Source organism: Streptomyces sp. NPDC088762 (assembly GCF_044750905.1).
Lineage (GTDB): Bacteria > Actinomycetota > Actinomycetes > Streptomycetales > Streptomycetaceae > Streptomyces.
In genome coordinates, this window is the sequence record NZ_JBIVKT010000018.1 from 84,760 (window position 1) to 103,795 (window position 19,036).

Consider the following 19,036-nt stretch of genomic DNA (forward strand, 5'->3'; position numbering starts at 1 on the left):
CGGACCAGCGGCAGGGGCTGTCATTCAGGGTCTTGTAACTGGCGAGTAACCATCGAGCAGTGATCAGACTAGGGGCCCTCCGCCTGGCGCGTAAGGGCCCGCGAGCGGCCGATTCATAACGAAACAGGCCCCCGCGCTTCCGCGTGGGGGCCTGTTTTCACACACGAGCGGGCGGCGGGCGCCGACGATCGCCCGCACCGCTGCCTGATCGGCTACTTCTTCTTGCCGCCGGACTCGTCGCTGGAGAGGACGGCGATGAAGGCCTCCTGCGGGACCTCCACGGAGCCGACCATCTTCATCCGCTTCTTGCCTTCCTTCTGCTTCTCCAGCAGCTTCCGCTTACGGGAGATGTCACCGCCGTAGCACTTGGCGAGGACGTCCTTGCGGATGGCGCGGATGGTCTCGCGGGCGATGACGCGGGAGCCGATCGCGGCCTGGATCGGCACCTCGAAGGCCTGCCGCGGGATGAGCTCGCGCAGCTTGGCGACCAGGCGCACGCCGTAGGCGTAGGCGGCGTCCTTGTGGGTGACGGCGGAGAAGGCGTCGACCTTGTCGCCGTGCAGCAGGATGTCGACCTTGACCAGGCTGGAGGCCTGCTCGCCGGTGGGCTCGTAGTCGAGGGAGGCGTAGCCGCGCGTCTTGGACTTCAGCTGGTCGAAGAAGTCGAAGACGATCTCAGCGAGGGGGAGGGTGTAGCGGATCTCGACCCGGTCCTCGGAGAGGTAGTCCATGCCGAGGAGGGTGCCGCGACGCTGCTGGCAGAGCTCCATGATCGCGCCGATGAACTCGGTGGGCGCGAGCACGGTGGCCCGCACGACCGGCTCGAAGACGTCCTTGATCTTGCCTTCGGGGAACTCGCTCGGGTTGGTGACGGTGACTTCCTTGCCGTCCTCCAGCACCACCCGGTAGACCACGTTGGGCGCGGTGGCGATCAGGTCGAGGCCGAACTCGCGCTCGAGGCGCTCGCGGACCACGTCCAGGTGGAGCAGGCCGAGGAAGCCGACGCGGAAGCCGAAGCCGAGCGCCGCGGAGGTCTCCGGCTCGTAGACGAGCGCGGCGTCGTTGAGCTGGAGCTTGTCCAGGGCCTCGCGCAGGTCGGGGTAGTCCGAGCCGTCCAGCGGGTACAGGCCCGAGAAGACCATCGGCTTCGGGTCCTTGTAACCGCCGAGGGCCTCCGTCGCGCCGTTGCTGAGGCTGGTGATGGTGTCACCGACCTTGGACTGACGGACGTCCTTCACGCCGGTGATGATGTAGCCCACCTCGCCGACGCCGATGCCGTCGGCCGGGGTCATCTCCGGGGAGGAGACGCCGATCTCCAGCAGCTCGTGCGTGGCGCCGGTGGACATCATCCTGATGCGCTCGCGCTTGTTGAGCTGGCCGTCGACCACACGGACGTAGGTGACCACGCCGCGGTACGAGTCGTAGACCGAGTCGAAGATCATCGCGCGGGCGGGCGCGTCCTTGACGCCGACCGGGGCCGGGACAGTGGCGACGACCTTGTCGAGCAGCGCGTCGACACCGAGGCCCGTCTTGGCCGAGACGCGCAGCACGTCGTCCGGGTCGCAGCCGACCAGGTTCGCGAGCTCCTCGGCGAACTTCTCCGGCTGCGCGGCCGGCAGGTCGATCTTGTTCAGGACGGGGACGATCGCGAGGTCGTTCTCCATCGCCAGGTACAGGTTGGCGAGGGTCTGCGCCTCGATGCCCTGCGCGGCGTCCACCAGCAGGATCGTGCCCTCGCACGCGGCGAGGGAGCGCGAGACCTCGTAGGTGAAGTCGACGTGCCCGGGAGTGTCGATCATGTTGAGGATGTGGGTCTTGCCCTCACCCTCGCCCGTGGTGGGCGCCCAGGGCAGCCGGACCGCCTGGGACTTGATCGTGATGCCTCGCTCACGCTCGATGTCCATGCGGTCGAGGTACTGGGCGCGCATCTGCCTCTGGTCGACCACACCGGTGAGCTGGAGCATCCGGTCGGCAAGGGTCGACTTGCCGTGGTCGATGTGCGCGATGATGCAGAAGTTGCGGATCAGCGCCGGGTCGGTACGGCTCGGCTCGGGCACGTGGCTGGGGATCGCGGGCACGCAGTGTCCTGATTCTCGGGTCGCAGTCGGAACGAAGCTCGGAGCGAAAGTTCGGATCTCGTCGCCTTCGTCGGCGCGATGTCGGATCTGTACGCAGGCTCCCATGGTCCCATGGACGGGGCAGTGCGCTCGGTTTGGGCTGCCCGAAGCGTGCCTGGTAGCCTGGGCAGCTGTGTCTCGTATGCCCTCTCAGCTGTCGAGGCACAATCCGAAGATCAAACTCTGAACCTGAAAAGGCTCTTTCGTGGCGAACATCAAGTCCCAGATCAAGCGGAACAAGACGAACGAGAAGGCGCGCCTGCGCAACAAGGCCGTCAAGTCCTCGCTCAAGACCGCGATCCGCAAGGCCCGCGAGGCCGTCCTCGCCGGTGACGTCGAGAAGGCCACCGTGGCTTCCCGCGCCGCCGCGCGTGCGCTCGACAAGGCTGTCTCGAAGGGTGTCATCCACAAGAACGCCGCCGCCAACAAGAAGTCGGCGCTGGCCTCCAAGGTTGCCTCCCTGCAGGGCTGAGCTCTCGATGTGAATCGCCGGTAAGGACCCAGCGGGCCCTCTCTTCCGCTCCGGACCGGCACACCGCGCCGCACGCGGCCTGCGTTCGCCACGCGGGTGCGGCGCACACAGAGCAGTAACGACGAAGGCCCCGGTCACCACCCTTCCCCAGGGTGGCGCCCGGGGCCTTCGTGCTACCCCGGAGGTAGGCGACAGGCCGGAGCGGATGGTGACGTCGGCGGCGCCGGGCGGGTCGCACAGCCGGTGCCGGTCGGGCGGGCGGCGGCCCACTGCATCAGGTGGCTCAGGGCCGGCCACAGGGCGAGGCCCTTCTCCGTGAGGGCATATGCATCTTCTACGGAGACCAGCCCGCCGGGATCCGGACACCGAGCGCCGCCCCACCCCAGGCGGAGCCCCGGCTCCGCCCGGAGCGGCACGCACAGGACCGCGCCCCCCGCCGAGCCGCCGGAAGCACCCCACCCCCGGCGGTGCACCCCGCCCACAACCACCCGGGCCGCGGCGCCCCGAACCCACCAGCGGGCCAGGGCAAAACAGGGCGGCAGGGCGGCAGGGCGGCAGGGGCAGGGCGGCAGGGCGCATCGAACCCGGGGCCAGGCCCGCTCGGGTCCCGAGGCGGGAGGTCCGTCCTAGCGGCGCTGGGGGCGGGCGGCGCGGGCCACTGCCACGACCGCCTTCTCCAGGGCGTACTCGGGGTCGTCGCCGCCGCCCTTCACTCCCGCGTCGGCGGCCGCCACGGCGCGCAGGGCGTCCGCGACACCGTCCGCCGACCAGCCGCGCATCTGCTGGCGGACCCGGTCGATCTTCCACGGCGGCATGCCGAGGTCCCGGGCGAGGTCGCCCGGGCGGGCCCCGCGCGGGGCGGAGGCCAGCTTGCCGATCGCGCGCACGGCCTGGGCCAGCGCGCTGGTGATCAGGACCGGCGCCACCCCGGTGGACAGCGACCAGCGCAGGGCCTCCAGGGCTTCCGCCGCGCGCCCCTCGACCGCCCGGTCGGCGACCGTGAAGCTGGAGGCCTCCGCCCGCCCGGTGTAGTAGCGGCCGACCACGGCCTCGTCGATCGTCCCCTCGACGTCCGCGCACAGCTGCGCGGCCGCACTCGCGAGCTCCCGCAGGTCGCTGCCGATCGCATCGACGAGCGTCTGGCACGCCTCCGGGGTCGCCGAGCGGCCCAGCGTGCGGAACTCGCCCCGGACGAAGGCCAGCCGGTCCGCCGGCTTGGTCATCTTCGGGCAGGCGATCTCCCGCGCACCCGCCTTCCGGGCCGCGTCCAGCAGGCCCTTGCCCTTGGCGCCGCCCGCGTGGAGGAGGACGAGGATGATCTCCTCGTAGGGCGCGTCGAGGTACGCCTTCACCTCCTTGACCGAGTCCGCGGACAGGTCGTGGGCGTTCCGCACGACCAGGACCTTGCGCTCGGAGAAGAGCGAGGGGCTCGTCAGCTCGGCCAGCGTGCCGGGCTGGAGCTGCTCGGAGGCGAGGTCGCGGACGTCCGTGTCCGGGTCGGCGGCGCGGGCGGCCGCCACCACCTCCCGCACGGCACGGTCGAGCAGCAGGTCCTCCTGCCCCACCGCGAGGGTGAGCGGGGCGAGCGGATCGTCGGTTGAGTTCTTCCTGGTGGCCATCGGCTCCAGCATCCCACGCCGCACTGACAGCCCCCCGCGCGGCGGCCCCGCTCGGCGCATACTCGAGAATGGTCGCGTGAACGTGCGACATGTACTCGTCCTGCCCGACCGTGACGCCGCCGAGGATGTGGCGCAGGAGGCGGTCGACCGCTTCGGCCTCCCCGAGGAACCGCAGTTGGTCCGCGACGCCCTCGCCGGCGAGGACGACGCCGAGGACGCCCAGTGGCTGGTGGTCGTCGAGGACCCGCGCGAACAGCTCGACGCCACCGCCCTGGACGCCCTCGCCGCCGAGTACGAGGGCTGGCTGGAAGCCCCCTAGGGGCCCCGTCGCCCGGGGCCCTGGCCTCAGGCCTTGTGGACGATCTGGACGTCCAGGGTCACCTGCACGCTCGAACCGATCGCCGCGATGCCGTGGGCCAGAATCGACTGCCAGTTCAGGTCGAAGTCCTCGCGCTGCAGTTCGGCGGTGGCCCGGCAGGCGGCCCGCGGCTCGCCCTCCAGGCCCGTGCCGAGGCCCAGGTACCGGGTGTCCAGGGTGACGGAGCTGCTCACCCCATGGAGGGTGAGGGCCCCCGCGACGGCCCAGCGGCTGCCGCTGCGGTGGATGAACCGTTCGCTGTAGAACTCCACCGTGGGGTGACGGGCCGCGTCCAGGAAGTCCGCCGACCTCAGGTGGTCGTCGCGCATCCGCACCCCGGTGTCGATGCTCGCCGCATCGATGATCACGTGCATGGAGGAGTCCTCCATGCGCTCGGCTATCCGAACCGCGCCGGCGAACGTGTTGAACCGGCCGCGGATCCGCGCGAAGCCGATGTGCCGGGCCGTGAAGCCGATGGACGAGTGGGTCGGGTCGAGCTCCCAGTGGCCGGGCTGCGGCAGCAGCGGCGGCTCCACCGTGTCGAGGATGATCTCCCCCGTACCGGGCTGCGCGGGGTCCCCCACGAGCGTCGCCCCGTGGAACGGCGCGTACCCCTCCGCGGTGACCGAGAGCCGGTACTCCCCCTCCGGCACGGCCGCCGTGAATCCGCCGTACGGGTCGGTCTCCCCGCTGACGATCCGGCGGCCGATCGGGTCGGTCACCTCGAACGCGGCCTGCCGGACCGGCTGGTGGACGGTGTCGAGAACCCGGCAGCTGAGCAGCCGTGCCGTCGGCGGCAGGCTCAGTGTCGCGGATGTGTGTGGGCTGGAACTTCCGGCCGTCTCCATCCCCCGTCGGCGACCGAACATGGCTGATGCACCCCCGTGCTGTGTGGACTTGGACCGCTCTGGCGAAGACGCATTCGATCATGCTGCCGGGTTGGGGGCAAACAGAATGGTCGCGCCCGGTATGCCCACACCGGCGCCGCCGCCGGTTGGCCGGAACCGCCCGCATCCCCAGGCCGCTTCCGGTGACCGCGATCGAGCCGTCGGTGTCGGTGCGCAGTACGGTCGCCCCCACCGCCCGCAGCCGGGCGAGCGTACGGGGTGCGGGGTGCCCGTAGCGGTTGCCCGCACCGACCGGGACGACCGCGAGCCGGGGCCGGGCTCGGGCGAGCAGCGCCGGGTCCTGGTGCGCCGAACCGTGGTGCGCGACCTTCAGCACGTCCACCGGCCCCAGCTCCGGATGACCCCTCAACAGGGCTTCCTGGGACGGTGGTTCGAGATCACCGAGCAGCAGCAGCGTCAGTCCCGCGCCCCGCACCAGCAGGGCCACGCTCGCATCGTTGGGCCCCTCGGGCGGGGGCGCGTCGGAAGGCGGCCAGAGCACCTGCCACTCCAGCGGTCCGGCGCGCCGCCGCTCCCCGGCCACCGCCCGGACGACGGGCACCCCTGCGGCCGCAGCGGCCCGGTGGACGAACTCCGCCTGGCCCCGCGGCTCTTCCAGCGCGGTGGCCTGAATCACACCCACGGACCGGCCGCGCAGCACCCCTGGCAGACCTCCCACATGGTCGGCGTGAAAGTGCGTCAGCAGCAGCATCGGCACCCGGCGCACGCCCAGGGACCTCAAGCAGGAGTCCACCGGACCTGGATCCGGACCGGTGTCGACCACGACGGCCTCGCCCGGGCCGACGGCAAGTACGGCGGCGTCCCCCTGGCCCACGGCGCACTGGACGTAGCTCCAGTCGGGCGGGGGCCATCCGGTGAGCGTACGGGTCAGCTGCGGCGGCCGCAGGACGACGAGGAGCAGCAGCACCGCCAGGGCGGCACACACCCACCGCCGCCGGCCGAACCGCGCGCCGAGGCCGACGAGGACCACGGTGGCGGCGGCCAGCAGCAGCCCGCCGGTGAGCCCGCCCGGCCAGGACAGCTCCGCTCCCGGCAGCCGTGCCCCGGCCCGGGCCACGGCGGCGATCCACCCGGCCGGCACCCCGGCGCACCACGCGAGCACCCGGGCCGCGGGCATCCACACCGGGGCCACCGCCAGCGTCGCGAAGCCGAGCACGGTCGCCGGACCGGCCGCCAGCTCGGCCAGCAGGTTGCACGGCACCGCCACCAGGCTGACCCGGGCGGCGAGCACGGCGACCACGGGCGCGCACACCGCCTGGGCGGCCGCGGCGGCCCCCAGGGCCTCGGCGAGCCGGGGCCGCATCCCGCGCCGCTGCAGGGCTTCGCTCCACCGGGGAGCGAGGGTGAGCAGGGCCCCGGTGGCCAGGACCGAGAGCAGGAAGCCGTAACTGCGGGCCAGCCAAGGGTCGTAGAGCACGAGGAGCAGCACGGCGGCGCCCAGAGCCGGGACCAGTGATCTGCGCCGCCCGGTGGCGATGGCCACCAGGCCGATGGCGCCGCAGGCCGCGGCCCGCAGCACGCTGGGCTCCGGCCGGCACACCACCACGAAGGCCAGGATCAGGGCCGCCCCGCCCAGGGCGGTCGCCCGGAGCGAGAGTCCCAGCCGGGGCGCCAGTCCGCCCCGCTCGGCCTGCTGTGCGCGGGCCGGCGGCCCGATGAGCAGGAACAGCACCACGGTCAGGTTGGATCCGGAGACGGCCAGCAGGTGCAGCAGGTCGGTGGCCCGGAAGGCCTCGTGCAGGTCCGGCGGCACCCTGGAGGTGTCCCCGACGACCAGCCCCGGCAGCAGGGCCCTGGCGTCCGGTGCGAGCCCTTCGGTGGCCCGGCGCAGCCCGGCCCGCAGCCGTCCGGCGAACCTCTGCGCGGGATCCGGTCCGCCGCTCACCTCGGGCGGGGTGTCACCGGCCGGGCGCAGCAGGGCCACCGCCCGCTCCCCGCTCCGCGCCGGGGCGAGCCGTGCGACCACCGCGACCCGGGTGGAGGGCTGCAGCCGCGCCCATCCCGGGTGTCCCGCGAGCATCCGTACCGGGGTCCGCACCCGGGTGCTCGCCCCATCGGGTCCGGTCACCCGGGTCACCACCGCGTCCAGCACCACCAGGGGCGGCCCGCTCCCGCTCGGGGAGAGCGGGACCCGCGGATCGGAGCCGACGGTGAGCTCCGCTTGGACACGGGCATGCTCGCGGGCCAGCGCGGCGACGGGCCCGGCCCGTGCTTCGGCCCGCTGGAGCCCCGCCACCCCGGCGCCGGCCGCCGCGCACAGCAACGCCGCGGCAGCCGCCGGGGCGATCCTCCACAGCGCCCGGGGGCGACGGCATCCGACCGCCAGGAGCAGCCCGGCGGCGACCACCGCCAGGCCCGCCCCGGCGGCGCTCACGCCCGCCGGGGCGTCCAGGGCGAGGGCGGCTGCCGCCCAGGCGGCCAGGGCGGGCACGACCAGGCGCAGGTCCGCCGGCCTGCGGTCCCCTGGGCGGTTCACGGCCTCACCAGCGTGCGCAGGTCGGCGAAGCGCCGCTCCCCGATGCCGTTGACCTGTCGGAGCTCCTCCACGGAGCGGAAACCCCCGCGTGCGGTGCGGAAGTCCACGATGTGCTGGGCCAGCACGGGCCCGACTCCGGGCAGGTCGTCCAGCTGCTCGACCGTGGCCGTGCCGAGGCTGACGGGGCCGGGACTCGGCCCCGCCCCGCCCGGCGGCGGCTGTGCGGGGGCGCCCACCAGCACCTGTTCGCCGTCCACCAGCACCCGGGCCCGGTTCAGCCCGGAGGTGTCCGTACCCGGCCGCACTCCCCCGGCGGCGGCCAGTGCGTCCTCGACCCGCGAGCCGGCAGGCAGCCGCCGCACACCCGGGTCCCGGACCTTGCCGCTCACGTCGACCACGATCCGCCCGGCGGCACCGGCGGGGGCGGGCGGGCCGGCGATTCCCGCCAGGGCGGGCGCCGTCGCGGCCCCCGGGCCGGGGTTGACCACTGCGGGCACGGTCACCGGCTGCGGCCGCGCCGACCAGTACTGCTGCGCCGCGAAGCCCAGCCCGGCGGCCAGCACCACCGCCACCGCGGCCACCGTGCGCGGCTCCACCGCACAACGGGCCTGGAGCCACACCGGCAGCCGTTCCCGTACGGCCAGCCTCCGCGCCCGCCCGGCGGACGACTCGGCCGCCTCCCCGGGCGGGGCTCCGGACGCCGCCTCGACGGGAGCGGGGACCGCGGGCGGAGGCGGGGGCTGCAACGAGGACGGCGCCGCCGGCGCGGCAGACGACTCCGCCGGTGGCGGACTGCTGCCGCCCAGCAGGGCCTCCGCGCGGCGGCGCACCGCGGCCGGTTCGGGATGGGGGCGGCGCCGCTCACGGCGGTGCCGTACACGGCTGTCGGAGAGTCGGGGACGGCCCGGGCCGCTGGTGGCGCCCGAGCCCGACGGATGTGAGGTACGCGTTCGAAGAGTCATGCCACGACGGTAGGGGCGAAGCACGGGCGCCGTTCGGAGCCCTCAATTCCGGGGGACAACCAGCCCGTTGTGGATAACCGGGTCACCCGTTCCGGTGATCAGCGGGGAGAGACGACCGCCGCCAGCAGCCCCGGCCCGGTGTGCGCGCCGATCACCGCGCCGACCTCGCTGACGTGCAGCTCGACCAGCCCGGGGATGCGCTCCCGCAACCGCTGGGCGAGCTTCTCGGCCCGCTCCGGTGCCGCCAGGTGGTGCACGGCCACGTCGACACTGCCCGACCCCGCGCGCTCGACCGCCAACTCCTCCAGGCGGGCGATGGCCTTGGAGGCCGTACGCACCTTCTCCAGCATCTCGATCCGGCCGCCCTCCAGCGTGAGCAGCGGCTTCACGGCCAGGGCGGAGCCGAGGAGGGCCTGCGCGGCCCCGATCCGTCCGCCGCGGCGGAGGTAGTCGAGGGTGTCAACGTAGAAGTACGCGGACATGTCCGCGGCCCGCTTCTCGGCGGCGGCCACGGCCTCGTCGGCGGAACCGCCCGCCTCGGCGGCCTCGGCGGCGGCGAGCGCGCAGAAGCCGAGGGCCATGGCCACCATGCCGGTGTCCACGACGCGTACGGGTACGGGCGCGGTCCTGGCGGCGACCACGGCGGCGTCGTACGTCCCGGAGAACTCCGCGGACAGGTGCAGGCTCACGATGGCGGCCGCACCGGCGTCCACGGCCGCCTGGTAGGCCCGTACGAACTCCTCCGGGCCGGGGCGGGAGGTGGTGACCGACCGGCGCTTCTGCAGGGCCAGGGCCAGGCTGCGCGCAGAGATCTCGGTGCCCTCCTCCAGCGCCTCGCCGCCCAGTACGACGGTGAGCGGGACGGCGGTGATTCCGTGCCGCGCCATGGCCGGTTGGGGCAGGTAGGCCGTGGAATCGGTGACGATGGCGACATGGCGGGACATGAGGCGGAGGTTACCGCCAGTGGGGGTGCGACGGCAGCCTGGGCCCCCGTGCCGGTGCATCGACCGCGCCGCCTGCCCGTCCCCGGCGGGGCCGACCGCGGGCCGCGTGCCTGGCCCGGGGCGCCGGTACGCCCCTCACGGCGGGCGGTCAGAGCCTACGGCAGCCGTGGCGCCAGGCGGCGAGCCGGGGCGGTGGCTTGGCCCTGCGGGGCTCTCCCCCACCCCGCCCCTTCCCGAAACCGGGGGGCTCTCCCCCGGCCCCCCCTGCCTGGGCTCCGCCCCGGAACTGACGGCAGCTCCGGCGCCCGGGCCGACCGACCGCCGGCCAATGCCCGGCCCGTGCCGCGTCCCTGACACGGCGCCGGGCCGGCCCCGCCCCGTGCCGTGGCTCCGCCCCGAAATTAACGGCAGCTCCGGTCCGGGCCGGCCCCATGCCCGGCCCGTGCCGCGTCCCTGGCCCGGCGCGGGGCCGGACCCGCCCCCAAGCCGTGGCTCCGCCCCGAAATTAACGCAGCAGCTCCGGGGTCCGGGCCGGCCCCATGCCCGGCCCGGGCCGCGTGCCTGGCCCGGCGCGGGGCCGGACCCGCTCCCAAGCCGTGGCTCCGCCGCACAATTAACGGCGGCTCCGGCGCCCGGGCAGGCCGGGCGCATGCCTAGCCCCGGCCGCGTCCCTGGCCCAGCGCGGGGCCGGCCCCGCCCCACGCCGGGGCTCCGCCCCGGAACTGACGGCAGCCCGCCCCGGCCCACGCAGTCCGGGCGAGTCCCACGCCGGACCCCCGCGAAGGCTCCGCCCCCGAAAACCCAAAGCGCGCACCCACCAGCCCCGGCGGGAACACCGGCCCCCTCAGCCCGCGCTCTCCGGTCGGGGGGTTTTCTGCCAGGGGTACGGCGTCGCCGGGGGCGCCGGGTTCAGGGCCGCGGGCCGTTGCTGCGGCTGCTGCTGCGGCTGCTGAGCGGCGGGCGGGGTCTGCGGCGGGGTGGCCGGCTGGGTCGCGTCCCAGGCGGCTGCCGCCGCCGCCAGGTCGTCCACCGATTCGCGGGACCAGTCCCGCAAGGCCCCGGATTCCATCTCGATCTGTTCCGACAACGCGGACAGGTCGTCCTCCGCGAAGCGGCGGGCCCGGTCCCGGGCCGCCCAGCGCAGGGAGTCCGCGGCTTTGGTGATCTGGGCCGTGCGCTCCCGCAGCTCCGGCAGGAGTTCGGCGGTGCGCCGCCGGTCCGGCTCCTGCTCCAGCCGCTTGAGCTCCGCGTCCAACTCCTGCCCGTGTGCGCTCAGCCGCTCGAACAGCCCCAGAGACTCGCGCAGCGAGGCGTCCGTCCGCGCGCCCTCGGACAGGGCCTGCTGCGTGGCCCGCATCGACGTCCGCAGGTCCAGGCGCAGCTGGGCCAGCGCGCTCACCACCCCGATCTGGCCGAGGCTCTTGGCCCGCAGGGTGGTGTCCTCCACCGTGCGCCGCGCCTGCACGACCGTGCGCTCCACGCCCCGCTTGGCCGCGCCCACCGCCTTGACCGTGAGGTACGCGCCGAGGCCGACGAAGGCCAGCAACATCAGCGCGAAGATGATCAACGCGGCCTCCATGGTGGCCCCTTTCCCCAGGCGTCAGCTCTTCCCCTCCACCGTAAACGCCACGAGCAGGCCAGGGGTTCCAATCGAACCCCCAACCTGCCCGTACGGGATGTCCCCCATGGGATGCCCCCATGGGGGCACCGGCGTCAGATCCGGGACATCAGATGACGATGTTCACCAGCTTCGGCGCACGCACGATCACCTTGCGGATCTCCGCGCCGCCCAGCGCCGCGACGACACCCTCATCGGTCACGGCCAGCTGCTCCAGCTCCGCCTCCGAGATCGTCGGCGACACCTCCAGGCGCGCCTTGACCTTGCCCTTGACCTGCACGACGCACGTCACGCTCTCGTCCACGACGTACGCCGGGTCCGCGACCGGGAAGTCCTGGTGGACGACCGACTCGCGGTGGCCCAGGCGGTGCCACAGCTCCTCCGCGATGTGCGGGGCCAGCGGGGCGACCAGCAGGACCAGCCGCTCGGCGACCGAGCGCTCCAGCGGGCGGCCCGCCTTGGTCAGGAAGTTGTTCAGCTCCGTGATCTTGGCGATCGCGGTGTTGAACCGCAGGCCCGCCATGTCCGCGCCGGCCCCGTCGATCGCCTTGTGCAGCGCGCGCAGGGTGTCCTCGCCCGGCTCGCCGTCGACGACGGTGACGGCGCCCGTCTCCTCGTCCACGATGTTGCGCCACAGGCGCTGCAGCAGCCGGTACTGGCCGACCACGGCCCGCGTGTCCCAGGGCCGGGAGACGTCCAGCGGGCCCATCGCCATCTCGTACAGGCGCAGGGTGTCCGCGCCGTACTCCTCGCAGATCTCGTCCGGGGTGACGGCGTTCTTCAGGGACTTGCCCATCTTGCCGTGCTCACGCTTGACCGGCCGGCCCTGGTAGAAGTAGCCGCCGTCGCGCTCCTCGACCTCCGCCGCCGGGACGTACACGCCGCGCTCGTCGGTGTAGGCGTACGCCTGGATCATGCCCTGGTTGAACAGCTTGTGGAACGGCTCCGCCGACGACACGTGGCCCAGGTCGAACAGCACCTTGGACCAGAAGCGCGCGTACAGCAGGTGCAGCACCGCGTGCTCGGCGCCGCCCACGTACAGGTCGACACCGCCGTGCGGGGCGCCCTCGCGCGGGCCCATCCAGTACTGCTCGACGGCCGGGTCGACCAGCGCCGAAGAGTTGTTCGGGTCCAGGTAGCGCAGCTCGTACCAGCAGGAACCGGCCCAGTTGGGCATGGTGTTGGTCTCGCGCCGGAAGGACCGGACGCCCCGGCCGTCGCCCAGGTCCAGCTCCACGTTGACCCACGCCTCGTTGCGGGACAGCGGGGTCTCGGGCTTCGAGGCGGCGTCGTCCGGCTCGAAGGTGCGCGGCGAGTAGTCCTCGACCTCCGGCAGCTCCAGCGGCAGCATCGACTCGGGCAGCGGGTGCGCCACGCCGTCCTCGTCGTAGACGATCGGGAAGGGCTCGCCCCAGTAGCGCTGGCGGCTGAACAGCCAGTCGCGCAGGCGGAAGTTGACGGTGCCCTCGCCGATGCCGCGCTCGGTCAGCCAGTCGGTGATCGCGGCCTTGGCCTCGACGACGCCCAGGCCGTCCAGCGAGATGCCCTCGCCGGTGGAGTTGACCAGCTTGGCGTCGTACGACACGAAGGCGTCGTCCCACGTCGAGGGGTCGGTGCCGCGCCCGTCCGACGGCTGGACGACGCAGCGCATCGGCAGCTCGAAGGCGCGCGCGAACTCGAAGTCGCGGGCGTCGTGCGCGGGGACGGCCATGATCGCACCGGTGCCGTAGCCCATCAGCACGTAGTCGGCGATGAAGACCGGGACCTTCTCGCCGCTGACCGGGTTGACCGCGTACTCGCCGGTGAAGACACCGGTCTTGTCCTTGGCCTCGGCCTGCCGCTCGACGTCCGACTTCGAGGAGGCCTGCTTGCGGTACGCCGCGACGGCCTCGGCCGGGGTGGCGTGCCCGCCGGTCCATACGTCGTGGGTGCCCTCGGGCCAGGCGGCCGGGATGAACTTCTCGACCAGCGGGTGCTCGGGCGCCAGGACCATGTAGGTCGCGCCGAACAGGGTGTCGGGTCGGGTGGTGAAGACGGTGACGGCCTCGTCGCCCAGCGCGAAGTCGACGCGCGCGCCCTCGCTGCGGCCGATCCAGTTCCGCTGCTGCAGCTTGATCGCCTCGGGCCAGTCCAGCTCGTCCAGGTCGTCCAGCAGCCGGTCGGCGTACGCGGTGATGCGCATGTTCCACTGGCTCAGGCGCGACTTGAAGACCGGGAAGTTGCCGCGCTCGGACCGGCCGTCCGCGGTGACCTCCTCGTTGGCCAGTACGGTGCCCAGCCCGGGGCACCAGTTCACGGGCGCGTCGGAGGCGTACGCCAGCCGGTACCCGTTCAGTACGTCGGCCCGCTCGCCCGCGGTCAGACCGGCCCAGGAGCGGCCGCCGGGGACCTCACGGGTGCCGTTCTCGAAGGCGGCGACCAGCTCGGCGATCGGGCGGGCCTTCTTCGCGTCCGCGTCGTACCAGGAGTTGTAGATCTGCAGGAAGATCCACTGGGTCCACTTGTAGTAGTCCGGGTCGATCGTCGCGAACGAGCGGCGCTTGTCGTGGCCCAGGCCCAGCCGGCGCAGCTGGACCTTCATGTTCTCGATGTTCGCCTCGGTCGACACGCGCGGGTGCGTGCCGGTCTGCACGGCGTACTGCTCGGCCGGCAGGCCGAAGGCGTCGAAGCCCAGGGTGTGCAGGACGTTGTGGCCGGTCATCCGCTGGTGACGGGCGAAGACGTCGGTGGCGATGTACCCGAGCGGGTGGCCGACGTGCAGCCCCGCACCGGAAGGGTACGGGAACATGTCCATGATGAACTTCTTGGGCCGTGCGACGACCGCGGCGTCCCCGGCCAGGTCACCGGTGGGGTTCGGGGCCTCGTAGGTGCCCTGCGCGTCCCATACGTCCTGCCAGCGTGCCTCGATGTCGGCGGCCATGGCAGCCGTGTAACGGTGCGCCTCGGCCGCCTCGGGGGCCGGGGTGTTCGTCTCGCTCATGATTCCTGAAGCTCCATCGATCGTCTCTGCCGTCTCTGCCTGCCCAAACGAAAAAACCCCTCGCACAGGAGGGGACGCCGCGCCGATGCCGACCGTCTCGAAGGGTCGGCACTGATCAGCGCGGCTCGATAAGCAGAAGGCGTACGGCACGCATGGCGTCAGGGTACCGCAGCGGCCCCCGCGGGCGCTCAGCCGTTCCGAGGGCCGAGCACAACGAGAAGCGGGCCACCCGATCCGGGTGGCCCGCTTCTTCTTCACTGTGGAGCTAAGGAGAATTGAACTCCTGACCTCCTGCATGCCATGCAGGCGCTCTACCAACTGAGCTATAGCCCCTTGCCCTGCTTGCCGCTTCGGTTTCCCTTGCCGGTTCCCCTTGGCGACGTCCCAAACATTACACGGTCATGGCCCTGGTCCAAAAATCGGTTTCCGTCAGCCCCGAGCCATGCCCGATTTGACCCATCTCGTCACGACATTGCGCCGTCACGCCGCCACGCAGTCACGCTCTCGCGAACTGGTAGAACCGCTTCAGCGTGCAGTGCTCGTCGAGCAGCCGGCCATAGATCGGCTCCCCCTCCAGCTCGCGGTACGTTTCGATCGGGTCGCCTTTTATGATCAGCGCCCGCGCGCATTCCTCGCACCAGTACTGGTAGTCGGGGTTGACCGGGTCCATGTCCCGCACGATCGGCGTGCCGTTGTTGCACCAGTCGCACCGGCGCCGGTGTGCACCCATCCGTCAGCGACTCCCTCCCGCATCGGGCCGTCGTCTCCCCCTCCGGCGGTCCGATTCTGCCATGCCGGTGCGGGCCCGGTCAGCAAACGCAAAGGGGACAAAAGCAAGGATCCCGCCCCCTGTTGGGGACGGGATCCTGATTGTGGAGCTAAGGAGAATTGAACTCCTGACCTCCTGCATGCCATGCAGGCGCTCTACCAACTGAGCTATAGCCCCGCTCTCCACCGCGCTCCCCCCGTTTCCGGTGTTCTGCGCTGCGAACAAGAAGAACTCTAGCCTGTGACCAGCCGGAAAGTGAAATCCGGGTGGCAGCCCCGGCGGGGAGCGGTCGGGAGCCGCTCAGTCGTCGTCGCCGAGCACCGGTTCCGGCAGCGTGCCGGCGTTGTGCTCCATGAGACGCCAGCCGCGCGCGCCCTCGCCGAGGACGGACCAGCAGCAGTTGGAGAGCCCGCCCAGGCTCTCCCAGTTGTACGCCTCCAGGCCCAGCAGGCGGCCGATGGTCGTACGGATCGTGCCGCCGTGGCTGACCACGACGAGCGTGCCGCCCTCCGGCAGCCGGCCGGCGTGCTCCAGCACGACCGGCGCCGCGCGGTCGGCGACCTCGGTCTCCAGCTCGCCGCCGCCCCGGCGGACCGGCTCGCCGCGCTTCCACGCCGCGTACTGCTCTGCGTACTTCGCGACGATCTCGTCGTGCGTGAGGCCCTGCCACTCTCCGGCGTAGGTCTCGCGCAGCGCCTGGTCGTGCGCCACGGGCAGCCCCGTGACGGCGGCCAGCTCGGCGGCCGTGGCGGAGGCGCGCCGCAGGTCGGAGGCGACGATGGCGTCCGGCTTCAGCGAGGCGAGCAGCCGGGCCGAGCGGCGCGCCTGCGCCACACCGGTCTCGGTCAGCTCGATGTCCGTGGAGCCCTGGAAGCGGCGCTCCAGGTTCCACGAGGTCTGGCCGTGTCGCCAGAGGACGATCTTCCGGCCGGTCTTTCCGCTGGCGGTCGTGCTCAGAACAGATCACCGTCCAGCTCGTCGTCGCCCGCCGCCTCGCGCAGCTTGGCGTGCTCCTCGGCCTTGCCGATGGTGAGCTTGGCGTCCTCGGGCAGCTCGATCTCGGGGCAGTCCTTCCACAGGCGCTCCAGCGCGTAGAAGACCCGCTCCTCGCTGTGCTGCACGTGGACGACGATGTCGACGTAGTCGAGCAGGATCCAGCGGGCGTCGCGGTCGCCCTCGCGGCGCACCGGCTTGGCGCCGAGCTCCTTGAGCAGGCGCTCCTCGATCTCGTCCACGATCGACTTGACCTGGCGGTCGTTGGGCGCGGAGGCGAGCAGGAAGGCGTCGGTGATCGACAGCACGTCGCTGACGTCGTACGCGATGATGTCGTGCGCGAGCCGGTCGGCCGCTGCCTGGGCAGCGGTGGTGATGAGCTCGATGGAGCGGTCCGTGGCGGTCACTGGCCATGCTTTCGGGTTGGCGGGCAGATCCTTACAAGGGTCTCATGTACCGCCGACACCGCCCGCGCGGAACGTTCCGCGCGGGCGACGATGCTCCCCGGGGCCTGGTCAGGAGGGTTTGTAGTCCTTGCCCAGGATCACCACGACCTCGGCGTTCACCGCGTTCTCGCCCTTCTTCACGACCGTCTCCGGCAGCCCCAGCGTCTTGGCGACCTCGATCGCCCGGTCCCGCTGCGCGTCGTCCTGGTACGTGATCTGCGAGGTGGCGGCGGTCTTGTCCGCCTTGCCGCCCTCCACGAAGGTGTAGCCGCCGTTCAGCAGGGCCGCCTTGGCCGCGACCTGCGTCTTCTCGTCGCCGGTGGCGTCCTTGAGGCCGACGCGCGGGGCGGCGCCGGGCTGCGCCGCCGCGACCGAACCGCCGAGGACCTCCTTGACGACCTTCTGGGTGGCGTCGTCCGTCAGCGTCCCGTCCGGCTTCACCGCGAGGAGGTCGGTGCGGTACGCGCCCACCTTGGCGTGGGCGCCGAGACGGGACAGCAGTGCGCCGAGGGTCTGGGCGTTCAGGGCCGGGTCGAGGATCTGGCCCATGCTCTCCACGGTGACGGCTGCCGCCTTCGGGTCGGCGGGCACCTTGCGCAGGACGGCGTAGAGCACCTTGCCCATGCGGTCCAGCTGCTTGGCCTCCGGTTCGCCCTGGGGGTGGTGGGTGGCGTAGGCGACGGCCATCGCGCCGCTCAGGCTCTGCTTCTGGCCCTGGGCGACGGCCGGGGCCTTGGCCGCGTCGTCGGCGGGGACCGCGGTGTCGGTGTCGACCTCGATGCCGCCGACCAGCTCGACCAGGTTCTCCAGGAAGGGGGTGTCCAGGCGCCAGGTGCCGCCGATGTGGGTGCCGAGCACCGAGTCGAGGGACTCGCGGGTGCCGAGGCCGCCCTCCTCCACCGCCTTGCCGAGGCCGCTGGAGGTGCCGTCCTGGGAGGGGACCGCGAGGGCGTTGGGCAGCAGGACGGTGGCGCCCTGCTTCGCGGTGACGTTGTCGACGAGCAGCGCCGAGGAGGTGCCGCCCTTCTTGGTGTTGTGCAGGTGGACGACGATCATGTCCCGCTTCTGCGCGCCGGCGTCGGCGGTGGCACCGGTCTGCTTCTCCCCCGGACCCTCGAGGAAGGGCAGCTTGCCCGCGTACCAGAGGTAGCCGAGACCGCCGACGACGAACAGGGCGAGGACGACGATCAGCGCGACCACGCGGTTGCGGCCGCGGCGGCGGGCTTCCTCGCGGCGCTCGGTCCGGCTCTCGGTGAACTTGAGCCAGTCGATGACGTCCTCGGAGTCCTCGTCCGGCTCCTCGATGAAGGAGAACTGCTCGGTGCGGTAGTCGGACGCCCTGCGCGGCTCGGGGACGTGCGCCCCGGCCGGCTGCTGTCGGTCGGGCTGAGGCTGCTGCCGGTCGGGCTGCGGCTCGGGCTGCGGCGGCTCCGGTGCGGTCTGCTGCGGGATCCACTGCTGGGTCTGCTGCGTGTCGTACCCGTAGGCCGGCGGCTGGGCGTACTGCTGGGGGGCGGGCTGCGGCGCGTAGTACTGCTGCTGTTGCTCGTAGCCGTACTGCTGCTGCGGCTCGTACGGCTGCTGGTACTGCTCGTACTGGGGGGCGGACTGCGCGGGCACCTGGCCGTACACCGGCCGTCCGTACGCGTCGTAGCCGATGAGCTGCTGCTCGTGGGCGGCGTGCGGATCGTACCGGTCGTACGGATCCTGTCGGTCGTTCACCGCGGGGCCCCTCTCTCCGGAAGCTCAGGCTCCCCGGTACAGCTCACGCTTGTCGATGTAGCGCACCACGCCGTCCGGCACCAAGTACCAGACAGGATCCCCCTCGGCGACCCGTGCGCGGCAGTCCGTGGAGGAAATCGCCAGCGCGGGCACCTCGACCAGGGACACCCCGCCCTTGGGCAGGCCGTCGTCGGTGAGCACATGACCCGGCCGGGTGACTCCGATGAAATGGGCGAGCGAGAAGAGCTCGTCGGCGTTTCGCCAGGTCAGGATCTGGGCGAGCGCGTCGGCGCCCGTGATGAAGAACAGGTCGGCGTCGTCGTTCAGCGCCTTCAGGTCCCGCAGGGTATCGATGGTGTACGTCGGTCCGCCACGGTCGATGTCGATGCGGCTGACCGAGAACTGCGGGTTCGAGGCCGTGGCGATGACCGTCATCAGGTAGCGGTCCTCGGCGGGCGACACGGCCCGCTGCGACTTCTGCCACGGCTCGCCGGTCGGTACGAACACCACCTCGTCGAGGTGGAAAAGGGCGGCGACCTCGCTGGCGGCCACCAGGTGTCCGTGGTGGATCGGGTCGAATGTCCCGCCCATCACGCCGAGCCGGCGCTTGACCGGGCCGGTAGGCATTTCCTGCTCTCCCATGAGCGCAGAG

14 protein-coding genes, 2 tRNA genes and 1 pseudogene are annotated in these 19,036 nt (G+C 72.4%); 2 read left to right on the forward strand and 15 right to left on the reverse strand.

What is annotated here, in order from left to right; translation table 11 throughout:
- Positions 1–212 precede the first annotated feature (212 nt).
- Positions 213–2,078 carry a translation elongation factor 4 gene (gene lepA / locus ACIP5M_RS30530; protein ID WP_401202650.1) on the reverse strand — a complete coding sequence of 622 codons (1,866 nt, stop codon included), beginning with the start codon at positions 2,076–2,078 and terminating at the stop codon, positions 213–215.
- A 244-nt stretch (positions 2,079–2,322) separates the two neighbouring features.
- Between lepA and rpsT the strand changes: the two genes are divergently transcribed.
- Entirely contained in the window at positions 2,323–2,589 is a 267-nt protein-coding gene (rpsT, locus tag ACIP5M_RS30535; protein ID WP_356868905.1) for a 30S ribosomal protein S20, read from the forward strand.
- Between the two features lie 626 nt (positions 2,590–3,215).
- Here the strand turns inward: rpsT and holA are convergent.
- Positions 3,216–4,208 carry a DNA polymerase III subunit delta gene (holA, locus tag ACIP5M_RS30540; RefSeq protein WP_401202653.1) on the reverse strand — a complete coding sequence of 331 codons (993 nt, stop codon included), beginning with the start codon at positions 4,206–4,208 and terminating at the stop codon, positions 3,216–3,218.
- Positions 4,209–4,284: 76 nt separating this feature from the next.
- On the opposite strand from holA, the gene ACIP5M_RS30545 reads away from it, so the two are divergent.
- A complete protein-coding gene (locus tag ACIP5M_RS30545; protein WP_401202655.1) occupies positions 4,285–4,527 on the forward strand; it encodes a hypothetical protein in 243 nt (80 codons plus the stop codon).
- Positions 4,528–4,553: 26 nt separating this feature from the next.
- On the opposite strand, the gene ACIP5M_RS30550 is transcribed toward ACIP5M_RS30545, so the two are convergent.
- From ACIP5M_RS30550 to nadD, 13 genes and pseudogenes are all read right to left on the reverse strand, one after another.
- Positions 4,554–5,435: a YceI family protein gene (locus ACIP5M_RS30550; protein ID WP_401202656.1), complete on the reverse strand. Its 882-nt coding sequence runs from the start codon at positions 5,433–5,435 to the stop codon at positions 4,554–4,556.
- Between the two features lie 133 nt (positions 5,436–5,568).
- Positions 5,569–7,950: pseudogene (locus ACIP5M_RS30555) on the reverse strand (ComEC/Rec2 family competence protein); the annotation flags it as partial.
- A complete protein-coding gene (locus tag ACIP5M_RS30560) occupies positions 7,947–8,912 on the reverse strand; it encodes a helix-hairpin-helix domain-containing protein (RefSeq protein ID WP_401202658.1) in 966 nt (321 codons plus the stop codon). The pseudogene ACIP5M_RS30555 and the gene ACIP5M_RS30560, both read right to left, overlap by 4 nt.
- A 98-nt stretch (positions 8,913–9,010) precedes the next feature.
- A complete protein-coding gene (locus ACIP5M_RS30565; RefSeq protein ID WP_401202660.1) occupies positions 9,011–9,856 on the reverse strand; it encodes a DegV family protein in 846 nt (281 codons plus the stop codon).
- An 844-nt stretch (positions 9,857–10,700) separates the two neighbouring features.
- A complete protein-coding gene (locus ACIP5M_RS30570; RefSeq protein WP_401202662.1) occupies positions 10,701–11,435 on the reverse strand; it encodes a hypothetical protein in 735 nt (244 codons plus the stop codon).
- A gap of 148 nt (positions 11,436–11,583) precedes the next feature.
- The gene (leuS, locus tag ACIP5M_RS30575; RefSeq protein WP_401202664.1) at positions 11,584–14,454 is read right to left on the reverse strand and encodes a leucine--tRNA ligase; all 2,871 of its coding nucleotides are present in this window, start codon (positions 14,452–14,454) and stop codon (positions 11,584–11,586) included.
- 260 nt (positions 14,455–14,714) lie between these two features.
- Positions 14,715–14,787 (reverse strand) — tRNA-Ala (locus ACIP5M_RS30580).
- Between the two features lie 163 nt (positions 14,788–14,950).
- Complete coding sequence (locus ACIP5M_RS30585; protein ID WP_008738908.1) at positions 14,951–15,184, reverse strand: hypothetical protein; 234 nt, start codon at positions 15,182–15,184, stop codon at positions 14,951–14,953.
- A 143-nt stretch (positions 15,185–15,327) separates the two neighbouring features.
- Positions 15,328–15,400 (reverse strand) — tRNA-Ala (locus ACIP5M_RS30590).
- Positions 15,401–15,523: 123 nt separating this feature from the next.
- Positions 15,524–16,180 carry a histidine phosphatase family protein gene (locus tag ACIP5M_RS30595; protein ID WP_401202768.1) on the reverse strand — a complete coding sequence of 219 codons (657 nt, stop codon included), beginning with the start codon at positions 16,178–16,180 and terminating at the stop codon, positions 15,524–15,526.
- A complete protein-coding gene (gene rsfS, locus ACIP5M_RS30600; protein WP_215141872.1) occupies positions 16,177–16,623 on the reverse strand; it encodes a ribosome silencing factor in 447 nt (148 codons plus the stop codon). The genes ACIP5M_RS30595 and rsfS overlap by 4 nt, the downstream gene beginning before the upstream one ends.
- 108 nt (positions 16,624–16,731) lie before the next feature.
- Entirely contained in the window at positions 16,732–18,384 is a 1,653-nt protein-coding gene (locus ACIP5M_RS30605) for an LCP family protein (RefSeq protein WP_401202666.1), read from the reverse strand.
- 24 nt (positions 18,385–18,408) lie between these two features.
- Entirely contained in the window at positions 18,409–19,026 is a 618-nt protein-coding gene (gene nadD, locus ACIP5M_RS30610; protein WP_401202667.1) for a nicotinate-nucleotide adenylyltransferase, read from the reverse strand.
- Positions 19,027–19,036: the final 10 nt, after the last annotated feature.